The organism is Pseudomonas paraeruginosa PA7 (genome assembly GCF_000017205.1).
GTDB lineage: Bacteria > Pseudomonadota > Gammaproteobacteria > Pseudomonadales > Pseudomonadaceae > Pseudomonas > Pseudomonas paraeruginosa.
The window spans coordinates 3,194,443-3,213,036 of sequence record NC_009656.1 but is presented as its reverse complement, the minus strand read 5'-3'; the positions used below and the strand labels follow the sequence as shown (position 1 = coordinate 3,213,036).

The 18,594-nt window shown below is 68.2% G+C and carries 16 protein-coding genes; 1 reads left to right on the top strand and 15 read right to left on the bottom strand.

Annotated elements, in window-relative coordinates:
• The first annotated feature begins 145 nt into the window (after positions 1-145).
• Positions 146-1,030 carry a PoNe immunity protein domain-containing protein gene (locus tag PSPA7_RS14745; protein ID WP_012075855.1) on the top strand — a complete coding sequence of 295 codons (885 nt, stop codon included), beginning with the start codon at positions 146-148 and terminating at the stop codon, positions 1,028-1,030.
• On the opposite strand, the gene PSPA7_RS14740 is transcribed toward PSPA7_RS14745, so the two are convergent.
• The 15 genes from PSPA7_RS14740 to PSPA7_RS14670 form a co-directional block, all read right to left on the bottom strand.
• Positions 1,027-2,211, bottom strand: a complete 1,185-nt coding sequence (locus PSPA7_RS14740; RefSeq protein ID WP_012075854.1) for a type III PLP-dependent enzyme — start codon at positions 2,209-2,211, stop codon at positions 1,027-1,029. The genes PSPA7_RS14745 and PSPA7_RS14740 overlap by 4 nt on opposite strands.
• On the bottom strand, positions 2,208-3,962 hold the full coding sequence (locus PSPA7_RS14735) for an IucA/IucC family protein (RefSeq protein WP_012075853.1): 1,755 nt from the start codon (positions 3,960-3,962) through the stop codon (positions 2,208-2,210). The genes PSPA7_RS14740 and PSPA7_RS14735 overlap by 4 nt, the downstream gene beginning before the upstream one ends.
• The gene (locus PSPA7_RS14730) at positions 3,959-5,104 is read right to left on the bottom strand and encodes an MFS transporter (RefSeq protein ID WP_012075852.1); all 1,146 of its coding nucleotides are present in this window, start codon (positions 5,102-5,104) and stop codon (positions 3,959-3,961) included. The genes PSPA7_RS14735 and PSPA7_RS14730 overlap by 4 nt, the downstream gene beginning before the upstream one ends.
• The gene (locus tag PSPA7_RS14725; protein WP_041025357.1) at positions 5,089-6,861 is read right to left on the bottom strand and encodes an IucA/IucC family protein; all 1,773 of its coding nucleotides are present in this window, start codon (positions 6,859-6,861) and stop codon (positions 5,089-5,091) included. Before PSPA7_RS14725 ends, PSPA7_RS14730 begins: the two co-directional genes overlap by 16 nt.
• Positions 6,858-8,057, bottom strand: coding sequence for an ATP-grasp domain-containing protein (locus tag PSPA7_RS14720; protein ID WP_041025356.1), 1,200 nt, complete (start codon positions 8,055-8,057; stop codon positions 6,858-6,860). The genes PSPA7_RS14725 and PSPA7_RS14720 overlap by 4 nt, the downstream gene beginning before the upstream one ends.
• Positions 8,058-8,127: 70 nt before the next feature.
• Positions 8,128-10,200 (bottom strand): TonB-dependent receptor family protein, encoded by a 2,073-nt coding sequence (locus PSPA7_RS14715; protein ID WP_012075849.1) that lies wholly within the window; start codon positions 10,198-10,200, stop codon positions 8,128-8,130.
• Positions 10,201-10,234: 34 nt separating this feature from the next.
• Positions 10,235-11,005, bottom strand: a complete 771-nt coding sequence (locus PSPA7_RS14710; RefSeq protein ID WP_012075848.1) for an HpcH/HpaI aldolase family protein — start codon at positions 11,003-11,005, stop codon at positions 10,235-10,237.
• A gap of 188 nt (positions 11,006-11,193) precedes the next feature.
• A complete protein-coding gene (locus PSPA7_RS14705) occupies positions 11,194-11,871 on the bottom strand; it encodes an amino acid ABC transporter permease (protein WP_012075847.1) in 678 nt (225 codons plus the stop codon).
• Between the two features lies 1 nt (position 11,872).
• Positions 11,873-12,589: an amino acid ABC transporter permease gene (locus PSPA7_RS14700; RefSeq protein ID WP_012075846.1), complete on the bottom strand. Its 717-nt coding sequence runs from the start codon at positions 12,587-12,589 to the stop codon at positions 11,873-11,875.
• 79 nt (positions 12,590-12,668) lie between these two features.
• On the bottom strand, positions 12,669-13,475 hold the full coding sequence (locus PSPA7_RS14695; protein WP_012075845.1) for an ABC transporter substrate-binding protein: 807 nt from the start codon (positions 13,473-13,475) through the stop codon (positions 12,669-12,671).
• Between the two features lie 298 nt (positions 13,476-13,773).
• On the bottom strand, positions 13,774-14,250 hold the full coding sequence (locus PSPA7_RS14690) for a hypothetical protein (RefSeq protein WP_012075844.1): 477 nt from the start codon (positions 14,248-14,250) through the stop codon (positions 13,774-13,776).
• 81 nt (positions 14,251-14,331) lie between these two features.
• Positions 14,332-15,279: a LysR family transcriptional regulator gene (locus tag PSPA7_RS14685; protein ID WP_012075843.1), complete on the bottom strand. Its 948-nt coding sequence runs from the start codon at positions 15,277-15,279 to the stop codon at positions 14,332-14,334.
• 67 nt (positions 15,280-15,346) lie between these two features.
• The gene (locus PSPA7_RS14680) at positions 15,347-16,867 is read right to left on the bottom strand and encodes a tripartite tricarboxylate transporter permease (protein WP_012075842.1); all 1,521 of its coding nucleotides are present in this window, start codon (positions 16,865-16,867) and stop codon (positions 15,347-15,349) included.
• Positions 16,864-17,394, bottom strand: coding sequence for a tripartite tricarboxylate transporter TctB family protein (locus tag PSPA7_RS14675; RefSeq protein WP_012075841.1), 531 nt, complete (start codon positions 17,392-17,394; stop codon positions 16,864-16,866). The genes PSPA7_RS14680 and PSPA7_RS14675 overlap by 4 nt, the downstream gene beginning before the upstream one ends.
• Before the next feature lie 27 nt (positions 17,395-17,421).
• Positions 17,422-18,435: a tripartite tricarboxylate transporter substrate binding protein gene (locus PSPA7_RS14670; RefSeq protein WP_012075840.1), complete on the bottom strand. Its 1,014-nt coding sequence runs from the start codon at positions 18,433-18,435 to the stop codon at positions 17,422-17,424.
• Positions 18,436-18,594: the final 159 nt, after the last annotated feature.

Sequence of the window (18,594 nt, the reverse complement as noted above, 5' to 3'; positions counted from 1 at the left end):
TGCCGGGGGAGCGTTGCAGGGTGGCGGCTTTTCGCGGAACAGGCGGCTGCGCTAGCATCGCCGCTCCACACCGGTGGAGGCCCGGACGGCCGCCCCGGATCGCACGGATCGGCCGGAAACGGCCGCGATGACTACAGGCCGCCGCATGTACGCACCGACACCCGCCCTGGACAACCAGCTCGCCGACGCCCTGCCGCAGTGGCGCGATCTCGCCCGCACCGCCGCGGTTCCACGACGAAACCTCGACCTTGCCGACTGGAACGCCGACTGGCGTGGCCTGTTCGGCGCACTCGAACGCTTTTCCCGGAGCCACGCCTACCGGCAGCCTGGCGCGGTGCAGGGGTATGCGGCGCTGGAGAGCGCCTGGAGCTGGGGCAGCGCCGCGGAGAATGCCAGCACGCTGCTGCTCAAGGGTATCGACCGGGGCCTGCCGGGCGCCGTGCTGCGCCCCGTCTACCGGGAAACGGCGGCGCTCTGGCTGGATTACGCGCGGTTGCTCGGCGCCGCGCGCGACAGCCTGCGGCAGCAGGGCGAGGAGAACTTCGAAGCGACCCCGGCCCTGGCGCCACGCAGCGGCCAGTACCCGTTCGCGTTGCAGCTGCTGGCCATGGGCGTGCTGCTCGACGCCCAGGACCTTCTTCCCGCGTTGGTCGAGGAAGTTCTTCTGTTCGACACCGACCGTCTTCTCGACTACCTGAGCGCGGCCGCCCTCGGCCTGGTCGAGGCCAGCGGGGAAACCTTCCATCCGCGACCGTTCGGCGAGCTCCGGGCGTTCTTCGAAGCCCCGGACGACAGCGCCGCGCAGGCGCTGGTGCCATACCTGCAACGCGAGTACCGGGAGTTCTTCCAGTTGTCGCCCAAGGCCCAGAAAAAGACCCGCCGCCTGGCCGGGCCCGAATCCTGGGGCTGGTGGGCCATGGAAGTGTCGGCCCTGAGCGTGCTCTACGGCTGGGACGACAAGGCCCTGCGCGACTCCCCGCACTACCTCGCCGATCTGGTCGACTACGCCCGGGCGCAGGGCAGCGACTAGTCCTGCAGGAACAGCATCCGCGGCGGCTCATGCATGAGGAAGTCGCGGTGCGAGATGTTCCAGGCGTAGGCGCCGGCCAGGGTGAACACCAGCAGGTCGCCGACGGCCAGGGCGGCGACCGGCTGCCGCCGGGCCAGCACGTCCTTGGGCGTGCACAGCTGGCCGACCAGGGTCACCGCCTGGTCCTCGATTTCCGCGGCTCGCTCGCCGCGCACGACGACGAAGGGATGGTCGTGACCCTGCGCCGCGGGGGTGCGGAAATGGTGGGTGCCGCCCCGGGCGACGGCGAAAAGCTCGCCATGGTTGCGCTTGATGTCGAGCACTTCCATCACGTAGTAGCCGCATGGCGCGGCGATGTAGCGGCCAACCTCGAAGCGCAGGCGGATACCCCCCATGCCTTCTTCGTCGAGGAGGGCCGGCAAGGCGTCGCAGAAGCCCGACCAGTCGAAGGAGCGCGCGAAATCGCGGTAGTCGATGCCCATCCCGCCGCCGACGTTCAGCAGCGACAACGGCAACCCCGATTCGCCAGCGATTCGCAGGAAGGCGCGGCAGTAGGCGCGGACCAGTTGCAGGTGGGCGCTCACGTCGAGCTGGTGGGAAAGCAGGTGGAAGTGCAGCCCCTTCAACTCCAGCGCGGGCTCCTCGCGCAGCAGCGCCAGGGCCTCGTCGAGCGCTTCCTCGTCGAGTCCGAAGGGCGTCGGCTTGCCGCCCATGACCAGGCGGCTGTCGGGAGTTTCGTCCAGCTTCAGGTTCAGCCGCAGCAACAGCGGGATCCGTCGCTCGCGCCGCCTGGCGAGGCTGGCCAGGCGGCGCAGCTCGTGCAGGCTCTCGACGTGGAAGGCATCGAGGTTGGCCAGCAGCGCGGCGTCCAGTTCGCTTTCCAGTTTGCCGGGGCCGCCGAATATCAGCGGATGCTCCGGACAATGTTGGCGAAGCCAGGCCAGCTCGCCGCCGGAAGCTGCCTCGAAGCCGTCGACCAGCGGCGCCAGGGTACGCAGGATCGCTGCCTCCGGATTGGCCTTGGCGGCATAGAAAAGCTCGCATGCGGGCGGCAGCGCCGCGCGCATCGCGCGAACCCGTTCGGCCAGCGCCGGCAGGTCGTACAGGTAGGCGCAGAGCGGCTCCTCGCGCTGTCGACGCAGGTCGGCGAGGGCCAGGCGTATGCGTGGCGGCAGGTTCATGCGCGGTCTCCATGGAACAGGGGATTGGGCAGGGCGGTATAGCCGGCCTCGCGGTCGGCGCGTTGCAACAGGCGGGTCATGAAGTTTTCCTTGCTGGGCAGGGCGGCGCCGGCGCACAGCCCGCTCAGCTCGGCGGGATTGCCGAGCCGCGCGCATTGCGCCCGCAGTTCTTCGCCGAGCAGTGTCCACAGGCGCCGCTCCAGCGCCGCGTCGCCGTCGGCAAGATGGAACAGCGCTTCGCCCAGGTTATTCACCAGCGCGCAATAGGCGACCCGTTTCCAGGCCTTCTCCGGGCTGTAGTAAAGGGAGGCGCGGGTGCGTTCGTCGAGCCCGGCCAGGCGTTCTTCCGGCCAGTGCCCGGCGACCAGCTTGGTGCCTTCCAGGTCGCGGACCCAGACCCGGCAGGGCAGGCCATCGTCGTCGAAGCCGAGCAGGGTGTTCTGCAAATGGGGTTCCAGGACCACCCCCTGGCGATAGAGGCAGTGCAGCACACCACCCAGCAGCAGGCCGGCATAGCGCTGCAGCCACAGCGCGGCGGTCTCCTCGCGCCCCAGGCCGAGCCGCGCCGCGCACTGGCGCAGGCGCGAGGCGCACATGCCGTGGCCGTCCAGGCCCCAGGTGAAGAGCGCCATGGCGACCTGCGGGCGATAGGCCTCGCGACTGCCGGCATCGAAGTTGCCGCGGTAGAGGATACCGAAGCACTCGGTGACTTCGCGGGCTTGCTCGGCGCTGCCCAGCGCGCTCAGGTCGAGGGTACTGGCGGCGGGCTCGGGCATCAGTTCGAAGCCCGGCTGGTGCCTGGCCAGGTCGGCCATCGCCGGCCGCAGCAGGCGGGTCAGGGCCACTGCGCTGTGGAGTTCGTACCAGGCGTTCTTGCGGATGCAGTTGGTCAGGCGCACGTGCACCGAGAACTTGAGGAAGTAGGCAAGCTCGGGGTGATACAGGGTACGCACCGACGAGGTCGGATACAGCGGCGCGCCCAGCGCGCCCCTGTAGGACATCAGTCCCCGCGACATGGCGCGTTGTACCAGGGGGTTGCCCAGGATGCGTTGCACCTCCCAGGGGTGGCACGGATAGAGATGCTCCTCGCCGGACAACTGGCGCAGGGTCGCCCGCGGATCGTCGCCCAGATGGCGGAACAGCGAGGGATCGACCTGGAACCAGTGCAGCGAGAAGCGCGCGCCGACCTCCGGGGAACAGGCCAGCAGGGACTCCAGGGAAACCCCCTCGCGACTCTTCGGGGTCGGATGCAAGGCATGGCCCCAGACCTGGTGCTGCTCCGAGCGCAGCAGGCTGTCCTGCGGCAGTTGCTGCGCCGGAACCGCGTGACGGAGGAAGACCCGGGTGACGCTCAGGCTGTTGTGGATCTGCCCCATCAGCTCGCCATGGCGCTCCGCGCTGGCCAGGGGCGCCAGCAGCAATTGCGCCAGTTCCATGACTCCCAGGGGGCGCCAGCCCTGACCGTTACCCTTGAAATAGGGCGCGCTGGTGAAGCGGCAGCGACCGAGCGCACTGGTGCGGTCGGCGGCTACCGCCAAGCGGCCGCCGGCCAGGTCGATGCAGACGCGGGTGCCGGCGAGCTGGCGCAGGCTCATCGGCAGGTCCTGGCCACGCGCGTCGAGGCAGGCCTCGCCACGGGGCAGGGCATACTCGCGCAGATAGCAGTTGAGCAGGCATTCGATGGCGTGCCGCTGGGCGTCGCCAGCCAGCGCGTGGTCGTGCAGGGACAACGAGTCGGGTGCTGCGGTCATGCGGTGATCTCCCGAGGAGCGACGAGCAGGGGACGCGCCAGCCACAGCGCCGCGAAAGCGGCCAGGCCGGCGACCAGGAACGGTGAAGCGATGCCGTAGTGCTGGCTGGCCAGGCCGGCCGCGGCACCCGCGGCAGCGCCGGCCCATTTGCCGCTGGAGTCGAACCAGGCGAACAGCCGTCCGGCGCTGCCATGGCGGCGGCGCTGACTGAGACAGCGATGCAGGCCGATGAAGGCGAGCAGCATGCCGAGCCCCGCGAGCAGGCGCCAGGCGAACAGCGACAGCGGTTGGCCGGCGCCGAACTGCAGGAAGTTGCCCAGGGCGAACAGCCCCAGCCCCGGCAGCAACAGGTTGGCGGGGTAGCGCTGCAGGCGCGGCAGGGCCACCAGGTAGACCAGGTGCGGCAGCGCGTAGAACAGGCCGATGAGAGCGTCGTTGCGCAGGCCCAGGGCCTCGCCATAGGGAACGAAGTAGGGGAAGCCCAGCACCATCGCGAAACAGAACAGGAACTGCACGGCGAGCAGCCGCGCCAGGTCGCCCGGCAGAGCGCCCGCACCGGCTTCCCCGGCACTCCCGGAGGCCCGCTGGCGGCCATGATCGGCAGGCAACGGGAGGATCAGCACGAAAGCCAGCAACGGCAGCCAGGCCAGCACCCGGTAGAGTTCCTGGCCCATGCCGCTGGCGGTCAGCAGGCCGAGCAGGACCGGTCCGCTGATCATCGCCAGGCGCGCCGAGTACTGGGTCCAGTTCAGTGCGCGCGACAGCTCGCCGTCGTCCAGCTGGGTCGCCAGGTAGGCGTTGGAGGCAGCCATGGCGCCACCGAAGCTGCCCTGGATCACCAGGGCGAGGACGAACGTCCAGAGGTTGGGGCTCAGCCCGGCCAGCAGGAAGCCGAGCGCCAGTCCCGCATGTGCCCGCAGCAGGGACAGCCGGCACCCGTGGCGGTCGGCCAGGCGGCCCCAGAACGGGGCCGCCAGCGCGGTGCACAGGGTCGGCAGGACGAACAGCACGCCGATGGCCCAGCCCGGCGTGCCCGGCGCCAGGTCGGCGAGGATCCGCGGCAGGAACAGGGGCACGCCGAGGGCGGTGAACGCCGACAGGTAGTGACCGAGCAGGACGCTGTACATCAGGCGCCGGGACATGCGTCGTCCCCCCGCAGGAAATTCGCGGCGCTGTAGCCGTAGAACTTGTTGATGTCGCGAGCCCCCGACCAGGCCTTGCTGAACAGGCTGCCGGCGCTGAGCAGGTATTTCACCGGCAGGCACGGACTGTCGAGCAGGAAGCGCCGCGCCTCGGCGCACGCCAGGCCTTCCGCCTCGAGCCCGTCGAGGCAGGCGCGCAGGCGTTCGCGCAACCTCGCGTAGAGCGCTTCGCGCGGAGCCAGGCGGGCCGCGGCGATGGCCTCGATTGGCGCGACGATATTCAATTGCAGGGTGATGGTGGTGAACATCTCCGCCAGCGCCTGGGAACCTTCGACGCGGATACGCTCGTCGCGCAGGGCGGCGCAGTGGCCGGCCAGGTCGGGACAGGCCGCGAGGAAGCGCCGCGGCCAGAGACGCGCCGCGTCGTTGTCCTTCATCAGCAGGCGCAGCGGCTGGCCGGGCTGGAACAGCAGCACGGCGTTCTGCTGGTTGGCCTCCAGGGCGATGCCGTAACGCAGCCACAGGCGCAGGTGCACCTGCAGGAGGAGGTCGAGGTAGCGCTCCAGCCAGTCGTCCAGGTCGCCACCGTGGAAACGCTCGACCAGCGCTTCGAGGAACAGCCGGCCATCCTCCAGCGGACTGGCCAGCGCCGCCACCGGGACCAGGGTGGCGCGCTCCAGGCCGGACGGATAGCGGCGCACGATATAGGCCAGGTGCCTGTGCTCGCCGACATGGCCGCCGTGGCTTTCGTCGACATGCAGGTAGCGATCCGCCAGGGCCGGGTCGCGCTCGGCCAGCGCCTGCAGGATACGCTGCAGGGTATGGCCGTCATACAGGGTGCTCGGCTTGATCAGGCGCAGGTTGCGCGCCCCGAGGGTGCGTACCAGCAGCGGCAGCTTGATGTGCCAGTCAGGATGTTCGACGCAGGCCACGGTGCGCACGGAAAGCGTCGGCTGCACCCACAGCGCGCTGCCGGGCGCGCGCAACGCGTCCGCCGGCAGGCCGTGGCGCTCCAGTTCCGCCCAGGTCAGTGGGTGCACCGGCAGCAGCGCATGGCTCTGCGCCAGGGCGGGGTCCAGGCCCACTTCGGCGAACCCCGGCCAGTGCGCCGGCGCGGTGCTGGCGAGGGTCAGCTCGGACTTCGGCAAGGCCAGCCAGTTGAGCGCGAAGCGCGGGGCGAACTCCGGCGCATAGCGGCGCAGGGCGTCCCGGTCGAAGCCGCTCTTGGCGCGCGCGGTCGGGTAGAACGGATGATCGAGGTAGCTGGCCAGGCGATCGATGCCCAGCAGGCGCTCATCCCAGCCCGCGGCGTCGAGCGGTTCGCCGGCGCCATGCCGGCGCCGCGCCTCGCGGCAGAGGGCGCGATGAGCCACCGCGCACTCGGCCTCGGCGAGGTAGTCACGGAACAGTTCCCGGCTTTCCGCGTCCAGCCCCAGGGCGAGGAGTTCCAGCCACCGGCCATGCCCCCGCTCCAGCAGCACCGCGCCGTACTGCCTGCGCAGCCAGGCATCGCACGTTGCGCTCCAGGCCTGCAGCGGTGCTCCGCGGCGGACCGGCAGCCAGAGTTCGCCAAGCGGGAGATGGTCGATGCGCAGCCAGGCGTCGGGGGCGGCCAGCGGCCAGTGCCCGCCCAGCTCGGCCGGAAGCGCGCCGGCCCGACCCTCGCTGGCCAGGCCGCGGATGTCCTCACGCAGGAAACAGTCGATGATGCGCTGGCCGATCACCGCCCGGTCGGTGCAGGAAGCCACGGCGCTCATGCCAGCACCCAGCGCAGGTCGGCCAGGCTGGCCTGCAGGCGCGCCCGCAGGGTGGCGTCGTCGCGCTCGATCAGGCGCAGCACGCCGACATAGTCCTTGTTCGAGTGGCTGAGGCGGATCTCGTCGCCGCTGCGATACAGCGCGCGGTAGTCACGCCAGCGGCCGTCGTCCTGCTCGCTGAAGCTTTCCGGCGCCTGGCTCAGCACGCCGGAGCGCTCGGCGACCAGGTAATGCACCAGCGCCTCGGCGGCCGCGGCCAGCGGCTCGCTGAGCGGTTCGCCCAGGTGCAGGGCGAGGATACGCTCGAACCAGCCCTGCGGTAGCAGGCGGTCGAGCAGGAACTCCCGGCCATCGCCGATGCTGCGGTAGTTGATCTCCACCAATACCGGCCCCTGCGCAGTGAGGATGAATTCGCTGTGGCAGACCCCGAAATTGATGCCGAAGGCAGCCACCTGGGCCAGGGCCGCGGCACGGTTCTCACGGCTCAGCGGTCCGTTCCAGCGCGCCGCCAGCTCGACGAAATGCGGCGGCGCCGAGAGGTTCACGTCGAAACCGCCGATCGCCCTCAGGCGCTGGCCGTCGCCGAGGGTTTCCAGGGTGAACAGCGGGCCCTCCAGGTAGGCCTCCAGCAGCAGCGCGCGGCCGGGATTGAGCTGCCAGAAACGCGTGCAGTAGTCGCGCAGCGCGTCACCATCACGGCACAGGCGGACATCCAGGCTGGCCACTCCTTCACGCGGCTTGGCCACGACCGGGTAGGGAACCTCGTCGGGCAGTGCCGCGCCCGGCACCAGCACGCGGAACCAGGGGCAGGGCAGGCCGAGTCGCAGCAGGCGCTCGCGCATCAGCGCCTTGTTCTTCGCCGCCAGGCACAGACGCCAATCCTTGCCGGGACAGGCGAAGGTCTCGGCCACCAGCGCGGTGGCGGTCTGCAGGTGGTCGCTGTTGCTGAACACCGCGAGTGACGTCCAGCCATGGGCGTTGATCAATTCGACCACGGCGAGCGGATTGAACACGTCGCACTCGTGGATCTCCAGGCGTTCGGCCGGATAGTCCGCGTCCGCCAGCTGGCGTCGATGCTGCTGCGCATGGTCGGTGATCAGCAGCACCGGCAGCCCACGCGCCATGGCGGCGGGAAGGAAACCCTCGGTGATGGCGGGATGGGCGATGTGGGTGAGGATCACGAGCGGTCGTTGCATGGCGGCCTCCGGGTGGGCGACAGCCGTCCCTCCGCTGGGGCGGACGGCTGTGTGGTACGGGGTAGGTGGGTTAGAAGCGGTAGTTGAGACCGACCGTGAAGGTCCGTCCTGGCGCCGGCTGGCGGCCCCACGGGCTGGTATCGATACCGCGGTAGTAATACTGGCGGTCGAAGAGGTTGCTGATGCCGGCGGAGGCGGTCAGCAGGCTCTTGTTGGCGAACTTGAATTCCCGCTCGATGGCGGTGTTCCACAGCCAGTAAGACGGCAACTCGCCGACCGAGGCCGTGGCGTTCTCTGCATGACTGTTGGCGGCGTCGGTGAAGCTCTTGCTGACGTAGAGGCCGTCCAGGCTATAGGTCCAGAACTCGGCGAAGCGATAGCGTCCGTCGAGAATGACCTGGTGCCTGGAAGCGTAGGGCACTTCGTTGTCCGCGTACTGGCCGCTGCGCTGCTCGGCGTCCAGGTAGGCATAGCCGGCATGCAGTTCCAGGCCGCGGATGGCTTCGGGCGACCAGAATATCTCCGTCTCGATCCCCTGGTGGCGGGTGCTGCCGAGGTTCACGAAGCGGTCGGTGCTGGCGTTGTATTCGATCTGGTCGTCGAAATCGATGCGGTACAGGCCGAAGTCCACCCGCAGGCCGCTCCAGGGGGTGTAGCGCACGCCGGTCTCGTAGTTCCAGGCGATCTCCGCATCCACCGCGCCCTCCTTGACGATCTGCGTGACCTGCGGCGGGCGCAGGGAGCGCTGGGCGTTGGCGTAGACGAACCATTCCTCGGTGGCCTGGAAGCCTACGGTCAGGCCGGGCAACCACTCCTTGGCCTTGTTGGTGCGCTGGAAACCGGTGACGCTGTCGGAGTAGTCCATCGTCGCGTTTTCGTAGCGCACCCCGGGAGTGATGGTCAGGCGATGGTCGAGCAGGCTGATGGCGTTGCTCAGGTAGAAGGCCTTGGCATCGTTGTCGAAGCTCCAGTCGCGGAACACGCTGGTGACGCCACTGTTCAGGTTCTGCCGGTCGACCCGGTAGTCGATGTCCTCCTTCACGTAGCGCGCCCCGAGCAGCCAGGTCTGGCCGATGCTATCGCCGTCGATGCTCATGCTCAGGCGCGGCTCGCTGCCCCAGACCTTGAAGTCGCGCGGGCCGTCCTGCTTGGTCACGGGCTGCGCATCCGGGGTGAATGGCAGGCCGACGACGAAGTTGCGATAGCTGTTGTGGGCGAAGTTGGTCCAGCTGAACTCCACCGAGTCGAACGGCCCGACCGCGCCGAAGTACTGGGTATAGGTGCCCCAGACCCGGTCCGTATCGCCCTCGAAGCGGTCCAGCGGGCGGGTGGATTGCCGTGGGTCGTCCTTGTAGTCCCTGACGCTCAGGGCGCCGGCGAGGTCCATGTCGGCGACATAGCGCTGGACGCCGAAGGTCAGCTCGCGGTCGTCGTCGATGAGCCACTGGCCACGCAGGCGGTAGTTCTGGATGTCGGTGTCGGAGTGCTCGCGGCCGTACTCGCCGTTGACCGTGTTGAGGTCCAGCTGCAGGCCGAAGTTGTCGGTCAGGTAGCCGCCGGTCCCCAGGTAGCTGTCCCACAGCTGCCGTCCACCCGGGGCGAAGGTGGTGCGTTCCTGCAGGGTGGTTTCCCACTCGCGCGGAATCGGCCGGCTGATGAAGTTGATCACCCCGCCGACGTTGTTCGGGCCGTACTGGACCGCCGCGCCGCCGCGCACGATGTCGATCCGGTCGATGGTCGCCAGGGTCATCGGGAACAGCGACATGCCGGTCTGGCCGTAGGGCGCCAGCGCCAGCGGGACGCCGTCGGACAACGCCTGGATGCGCCCGCTGCGGCTTTCATAGAGACCGCGGACGGAAATCTGCGGCAGCGCGCCGGTGCCGGTCTCGTCGAAGATCTTCACCCCGGGGACCCGCTGCAACGCGTCGTCCAGGCCGCGCACGCTGCCTTTGCTCAGGTCCTGCGCATCGACCACGCTGCGGCTGCCGCTGTAGGTGAGCACCTCGGGATCGCTGGCTTTCCCGAGCACGTCGCCCTTGATCACCATCGGGTCCAGGGCGGCGTCTTCCTCCTCCGCGGCATTCGCGATGCCAAGGGCCAGGAGGCTGAAGGGAAGGGCAAGTAATGGGATTGTTGTTTTCATTCGTGCTTGCGACTGCTCTTGAGGGAGTGAAGGGTCAGGGGGTGGATTGCAACTCGCCCAGGCGGTTCTTCAGGGCCGCCTGGAGCAGGCCGCGGTCTTCGCCGGCGAGAAAGGCGCGGATGCCGGCGGCCTGCCAGTGACGGCGCTGCTCGGGCGTACGCGGGTTGGCGCAGAACGGTACGCCGGTCGCCCGGCAGGCCTCGGCCATTTCCTGCAGGGCCTGCCAGACCCGCGGATGCAGGGGTTCGGGACCGAGTCCCAGGTCGAGCGCCAGGTCGAGGGCGCCTTCCAGGAGCATGCCGACGCCGGGCAACTGGAGGATTTCCGGCAGCGCGCGCAGGCCGGCGGCGCTCTCGATCATCGGAACGATCGGCCGGGCCCGGTTCGACAGTTCGATGTAGTCCGCCAGGGACAGGCGACCGAAGCCGGTGACCCGGCCGCCGGTGATGCCACGGCGGCCGAGCGGCGGGAAGAACGCGGCCTCGATGGCCCGCGCGACCTCGGCGGCGCTTTCCACCCGCGGCAGGACTATCGCCTCGACGCCGGCATCCAGCGCGCGGCCGATGAGCTTGGCGTCCACTTCGGGGATCCGCAGCCAGGGCGAGATTCCAGCCGACTCGCAGGCGCGCAGGCAGTGCATCAGGTCGTCGCCGGAGCGCAGCAGGTGCTCCATGTCGAGGATCACGAAGTGATAGCCGGCGAGGGCGATCATTTCGCAGAGCAGGGGGGAGGGAACCGAATTGAGCAAGCCGTAGACGCATTCGCCGTCGTTCAGTCTTGCCTGGACAGGTGAAGGCCGGATCATTCGCGAGGCGCACTCTTAGGAGAATTCTGGCGAATGATAACGAGTCGCAAATAAATGTAAATTACATTTCTGTTATTTTCCGCGCCGGGATGATGGCGAAAAGCCGCGTCATACGGGGCTTCCAGCGAGTAGAGGAGTAGCCTGGCCCGATCGAACTGTTCCTTCGATCGGGTCAGGGACTACGCCGTTCAGGCCCGCCGGCGCCGGCTCAGGAACCCGGCGAAAAGGTCGAGGCTGGTGCAGAACAGGAAGTAGAGCAGGGCGACGAACAAGAAGATTTCCGTCGGGTGGACCATCACCCGATTGCTCACCTGGGTGGCGACGAAGGACAGCTCGCCGACGCCGATCACGTAGGCCAGGGAGGTGTCCTTGATCAGCGACACCCACTGGTTGAGGAACGACGGCAGCATCACCGGCAGCGCCTGTGGCAGGATCACCAGGCGCAGCACCTGCCACGGCCGCAGTCCCAGCGCGCGGGCGGCCGCCCACTGTCCGGCGGGGAGGCTGTGGATCCCGGCGTACACCGAGTGGGCGAGGTAGGCGCCGCCGATCAGCGACAGCGCGCAGACCACGGTGGCCAGCGCCGGTACGTCGACATGGAAGACGATCGGCAGGAGGAAGTAGGTCCAGAAGATCAGCATCAGCACCGGGATCGCGCGGAAGAAGCCGAGCAGCGTCACCAGCAGCAGGCGCGGCTTGCCGGGCAGTACCGCGAGGGCCACGCCGAGGACCAGGCCAAGCACCGCCGAAACCAGTCCGGAGAGCAACGCCAGCAGCAGGGTCAGCGCCGCTCCGCCGAGCGGGCCGTCCGGGTAGGCGCCGAGCAGCAGGTAGGACAGGTTGTCCGAGATGACCGAGAAATCCATCTCAGGCACCTCCCTGGCGATAGCGGCGGGTCTGCTGCAACGCCTGGCCGAAGGCTTCGATCAGGGCGATGGCGCCGATGTAGAGGAGGGTGGCGATGCCGAAGGCCTGGAAGGTCTTGAAGGTTTCGGTTTCCACCTGGCGCGAAGCGTAGGACAGCTCGGCCAGGCCGATGGCCATCGCCAGCGAGGAGTTCTTCAGCGCATTCATGTACTGCCCGAGCAGCGGCGGCAGGGCCGTGCGCAGGGCCTGCGGCAGCACCACCACGCGCCATACCTGGCGCTGGGTCAGCCCCAGGGCGAGGCCGGCGGCGCGCTGCTCGGGGCGTACCGAGGCGATGCCGGCGCGGAACTCCTCGGCGACGAAGGCCGACGTGTACAGGGTCAATCCCCAGGCGCCGGCGAGGAACTCGAAGGACGGCCAGTCGAGCAGGGGCGTCTCGTGCGGCGTGTTCAGCCAGCTCACCAGTTCCTCCGGCAGCAGCGCGGGAACGCCGAAGTACCAGAAGAACAGCTGCACCAGCAGCGGGGTATTGCGGAACAGCGCCAGGTAGGCGCGCGCCGGCCAGGACAGCAGGCGCCGGCGCGACAGCCGGGCGATGGCCAGGGGGGCGCCGACCAGAGTGGCGAGCAGGCAACTGAGCAGGGAAAGGCCGAGGGTCAGCAGGAAGCCGTCGAGCAACCAGCGCAGGTACTGCGGGGCGAGAAGTTCGCCGAACATGTGCGGGATTCCGTCGGGTAGAACGAAAAACGCGCCTCAGCGAAGTGAGGCGCGCGGTGGTGCGGGCGAAGCGGGCCGCTCAGCTCTTGTCGCCGATCCTGTACAGGCGCGCCAGCGGGGTCTTGGTCTGCGGACCGAACCAGGTGTCGTAGATCTTCTGCGCCTGGCCGTCCTGCTCCAGCTCGCGCAGGCTCTTGTCGACGAATTCGGTCAGGGCCTTCTCGCCCTTGGGTATACCGACGCCGATCAGGTCGTTGGAAATGGTGAAGGGCGGCACTTCGTACTTGTCGCGGTCGGGCACGTTGGCCAGCAGGCCGATCAGTTTCGGACCGTCCTGGGTGATGGCCTGGACCTGGCCGTTGCGCAGGGCGGTGAAGGCGAAGGGCGTGTCGTCGTAGGCTATGACCTTGGCGCCGGGGAACTTCTCGCGCAGCACGCCTTCGTTGACCGTGCCCTTGTCCACGCCGACCCGCCACTTGTTGAGGACTTCCGGCGAGGTCAGGGTGCCTTTCTTGACGATGAACTGCTGGCCGGAGGAGAAGTAGGGGATGCTGAAGTCCACCTGCTGGGCGCGCTCCGGGGTGATGGTGAAGTTGGCCAGGACCAGGTCGACCTTGTTCGCCGTCAGCAGCGGGATGCGGTTGGCCGGGTTGGTCGGCAGCACTTGCAGGCGGACACCCAGCTTGTCGGCCAGGGCCTTGGCGTAGTCGACGTCGAGGCCTTCGATCTGCTTGCTCTTGGCGTCGACGAAACCGAACGGCGGGTTGCTGTCGAAGGACGCGACGCGCAGCACGCCGGCCTTGCGGATGTCCTCCAGGCGATCGGCCTGGGCCAGGCCGGAGACCAGGGCGAGGGCGAGGGCGGTGATGGCAGGGAGTTTCTTCATGAAAGTTCCAGCTCCTTGTCGGCCGTGATCGACGATCAGGGCCTTGCAATGGGGGGCGGGCATTCCGGATGGGAATGCCGCCGTGTCGGCGCGGGGGTATCCCGTGGCGAAAGGAGTTTGGCAGGGGCCCAAGGTCGGGAGAAAAGAATGAATCGATCTATCTTATTTCCAAAAGAAATAAGAACCATGAAAACAAGGATTCAAGGAAATAAAAAACGATAGCGCAAGGCCATGACCGCCGAGGTTCCCGCGCCGGGTTTCGTCGTCGGGAAGGCGGGTCGAGGCCTGGCGGCCGCCGTCAGCGGCTGTCCCGGCAGTCGATCACGCTGGCGTTGGTGATGATGTCCCGGCTGTCGGTGTACAGGGTGATGCTGCAGAAATAGTCGAGGATGGTCTGGTTCTCGTAGTAGCCGGTCTTGCGATAGACCGCCTCGCTGCTCACCGGCGCCATGCCGGCGACCCCCTGGCCACCGACGCCGACCCAGGTCTCGCGCTGGCCGACGTACTCGCTGCCGGTCTGTATGAAGACCTTGTCCGGCCCCATGTGGGTCCGCACGCGGTTCCAGGCGTAGAAGCCGCCGCTACCGTAGGACGAAGGGCCAAGGCCCTGGTCGGGCTTGCCGAACAGTTCGAAGGCCTTGCCGGCGGGCTGGCCGATGAGCTTCTGTGCGGCGACCTGGACCTCGTTGTCGCGATTCCCCGACTGGCCGAGGGAGGCGCAGGCGCTGAGACCGAGGACGAGCAGGGCGAGACCGAAGGGCTTGATCGAGGGCATGGCATTCACTCCGTTGAAATACCGCAGGATGTTAGAGGTCCAGCCGGCTCGCGGCTATTAGCTCATTTGTGCTAGCGCCGGTCACTTCGCCAGTTGCCGCGCCTGTTCGGCATGCACGCTGGCCATGAAGGTCTGCATCGCCGAGGAGTGGACCCGGTTGCGTCGGGTGATCAGGCCGTAGGGCGGCAGGCGCGGCTCCAGCTGGATCGGCAGGATCGCCAGCAGGTGCTTGCCCGGGTAGTCCTCGATCACCGAGCGCGGGGTGATGCCGATCATGTCGGTCTGCTGCAGCAGGGAGAGCAGGGTCATGATCGAGGTAGTCTCGACGATACTGCTCGGCAGGTCGATGCGCGCATTGTGGAAGGCCTGGTTGACGATCCCGCGCATCGGGCTGGGGTGCTGCTGCAACACCCAGGTCAGCTCCTGCAACTCGCCCCAGTCCAGCTTGCGTGCCTGCGACAACGGGTTCTGCGCGCCGACCACCACGCAGAGCTCCTCCTCGCCGAGGCTGTCGAACACCAGGTCGTCGGTGCGCGCCCCGCTGGGGATGCGCCCGAGCACCACGTCCAGCTGGTCCTGTTGCAGGGCCTGGACCAGCACGTCGCTGGTATCCACCTGGATGCTCATCGACAGCCGTGGATGACTCTGCTTCAGGGTGGCGATGGTGCGGGTGAGCAGGCTCGAGGCCAGCGCCGGGATCGCCCCGACGGTGACCCGGCCGAGGTTGCCGGACTCCAGCGCGACCAGTTCCTCGCGCATCCCGGACAGCTCGGCGAAGATCATCCGCGAGTAGTAGATCAGCGTCTCGCCGAAAGGTGTCGCGCGCATGCCGCGCGGCAAGCGCTCGAACAGCTCGACGCCGAGCAGGTCTTCGGCCTCGTGGAGCATCTTGGTCGCCGCCGGCTGGGTCATGCCGATCTCGTCGGCGGCGCGGCGCAGCGAGCCGAGTTCCTCCAGGGCCAGCATCAGGCGCAACTGGCGCAGCCGCAGGCGGCTGTGGATGATGCTGGCGTCGGGAATCCGGGACATGGCGTATCTCGCTGGCGGCGGGGAAACCCAGGGTGACAAGAAATCCACCCCGCCGCCAGGCACAGGCTCAGGCGGCATGCCGAAGAGCCCGTCGGCCACGCCGGAGCAGCGACCCGGCGCAGCGCGCCAGCAACGGCCAGAACAACATCGCCAGCGCCGCGCCAGTCAGGCTGGCAACCAGCGGGTTGGACCAGAACACCGAGAGTTGCCCATCGGAGAACAGCATCGATTGGCGGAACGCATCCTCGGCCTTGTCGCCGAGCACCGCGGCGAGCACCAGCGGGGCGATGGGGTAGCCGAGTTTCTTGAACAGGTAGCCGAGCGCGCCGAACAGCAGCATCAGGACCACGTCGAGCATGGCGTTGTGCACCGAGTAGGCACCGATGGCGCAGACCATGACGATGATCGGCGCGACGATGGCGAACGGAATCCGCAGGATCGAGGCGAACAGCGGCACGGTCGCCAGTACCACGATCAGGCTCACCACGTTGCCCAGGTACATGCTGGCGATCAGGCCCCAGACGAAGTCGTGCTGTTCGACGAACAGCGTCGGCCCGGGATGCAGCCCCCAGATCATCAGGCCGCCGAGCATCACCGCGGCGGTCGCAGAGCCCGGGATGCCGAGTGTCAGCATCGGCAGCAGGGCACTGGTGCCGGCGCTGTGGTCGGCAGTCTCCGGAGCGATCACGCCTTCCACCTCGCCCTTGCCGAAGTTCTCGCGGTTCTTCGAGAAGCGCCGCGCCAGGCTGTAGCTCATGAACGAGGCGGCGGTGGGGCCGCCCGGAGTGACGCCCATCCAGCAGCCGACCAGCGCGCTGCGCAGCCAGGTCAGCCAGTAGCGCGGCAGCCTGGCCCAGGTACGCAGGATCACCCTCGGCGTGATGCGTGCGCGCTCGCCGCGAAACACCAGGCCTTCCTCCACCGTGCAGAGGATCTCGCCGATGCCGAACAGACCGATCACCGCCACCTCGAAACTCAGCCCGGAGAGCAACCAGGGCTGGTCGAAGGTCAGGCGCAGGTCGCCGGACACGGTATCCATGCCCACCGCGGCCATGGCGAAGCCGATCGTCATCGCCACCAGGGTCTTCAATGGCGGGTTCCTGCTCATGCCGATGAAGGTGCAGAACGCCAGCAGGTAGACGGCGAAGAACTCGGGCGAGCTGAACGCCAGGGCGAAGCGAGCGATATGGGTGGACAGAAAGGTCAGCAGCAGCACGCCGGCCAGCGCCCCGAGGAGCGCCGAGGTGAAGGCGGCGGTCAGCGCTTCGCCGGCCCGGCCGTTGCGCGCCATCGGATAGCCGTCGAAGGTGGTGGCCACCGACGACGGCTCGCCGGGGATATTGAACAGGATCGAGGTGATCGAGCCGCCGAACAGCGCGCCCCAGTACATGCAGGAAAGCAGGATGATCGCCGCCACCGGCGACATGCTGAAGGTCAGCGGCAGCAGCAGCGCCACCCCGTTCGGCGCACCGAGGCCCGGCAGCACGCCGACCAGGATGCCGAGCAGCACGCCGATGACCATCAGGCCGAGGTGATGGGCGCTGAGAACCAGGCTCATGCCCTGCATCAGGGAATCGAATTCGCTCATGGCCTGGCGCTCCCGACGTAGGCCGCGAGGTCGGCCAGTACCCCGGCATCCAGCGGCACCTTGAACCAGAGGGCGAAGACCAGGTAGCTGGCCAGCGCCGCGCCGCAGGACAGCGTGACGATCAGCGGCACACCGTAGGGTTCGTCGCGGCTGCGGTCGCGCCACATGAACCAGGCGATGAACAACGCGGAGGCGAGGTAGATCCCGGCGAACGGCATGGCCGCCACGTAGGCGGCGATCGGCAGGAACACCGCGAGCACCCGGCGGAACGCCGCGCGGGCGACGAACGTCGAGCCCAGCGCGTGCCAGCGCCACAGCGCCATGAGCAGGTTGCCGAGGCTGGCAGCGCTCAGCAGCAGGCCGATGTAGAAGGGGAAGTAGCCGGCTTCCGGACCGGCGTCGCCCCAGCCGATGCCGATATCCAGGCTGCCGTACATGACGAGCGCGCCGAGGGCGGCGGTGAACAGCGCCAGGCCGATCTCCACCCAGCGGGTGGACACCAGCGGCGCGTCGGATGAACTGGACATGCGCGTCTCCTGTTCGCGTGGCGGGCGTTACTGGCGGAGCCAGCCGGCGTCGCGGAACAGCGGGATGGCGCGCTGGCGATCCCGCTCGATGTAGGCCACCAGTTCCTCGCCAGCGAGGAAGGTCGGGGCCAGCGCCGAACGCGCGACATAGTCCTTGAACTCGGCGGTCTGGCTGACCTTGCGCATCAACTCGACGTAGAAGGCGCGCTGCGCGTCGCTGACGCCGCCGGGCAGGAACACCGTGCGCGGGAAGCGGTACTGGTCGATGCCCAGTCCCTGTTCGTGGCAGGTGGGAATGTCTGCCCAGGACTGCTCCGCCGTGACCTTGGCGGTGTAGATCATGCGTTCGTGGCTGAACACGCAGAGCGGCCTGACCTGGCCGCCGCGCCACTGGCTGAGGCTTTCCGCCGGGTTGTTGAGGTTGGCGGCGATGTGCTTGCCGGCCAGTTGGATGGAGGCCTCGCTGCCGCTCTTGAAGGGGATGTAGGTCAGCCTGGCGCCGGCCTGCTTGCCGAGCAGCAGGCTGAGGGTCTGGTCGACATCCTTCGACTGGCTGCCGCCGAAGCGCATGCCTGCCGCGTCCTTCTTCAGATCGGCGAAGAATGCCGAGGCGTCCGCCCACGGCGCCGCCTGGTAGGTCCAGAGGATGAAATCGTCCTCGGCGACCGCCGCCACCGGGGTCAGGTCGGTCCACTGGTAGCCCAGCCTGGCCACCAGCGGCAGCAGGTAGACGTTGTTGGTGCCGATCACCAGCCTGTGCGCATCGCCCCTGGCCAGCTTCAGGTCGAGGAAGGCCTCGGCGCCGTTGCCGCCGCCCTTGTTCAGCACCACGGTATTGACCTCGAGCAGCTTGTTCTGGCTGATCGCCGACTGGATCAGCCGGGCGAGCTGGTCGGTGCCGCCGCCGGGACCGCCGGCCACGACGATCTCCAGGTTCTCGGTGGGTTTCCAGGTGTCCGCCAGGGCGGGCAGGGCGGCGCAGCAGAGCAGGGCGCAGGCGGCGAGGAGCGACGGGATGGAGCGCGCGGATACGGTTCGCATGGAGGCCTCTGATTGTCGTTGTTGTTATGGGTAGGCCGGAGTGTGCGAAGCGAACCGATAAGCGTCCACTCAAAATAAGGCATACACCGATAGCCCCGGGTTATCCCTGGGAGACGCGGGCAGGAAGCGCCAAGCGATAACCGTGGGAAATGGCCATAT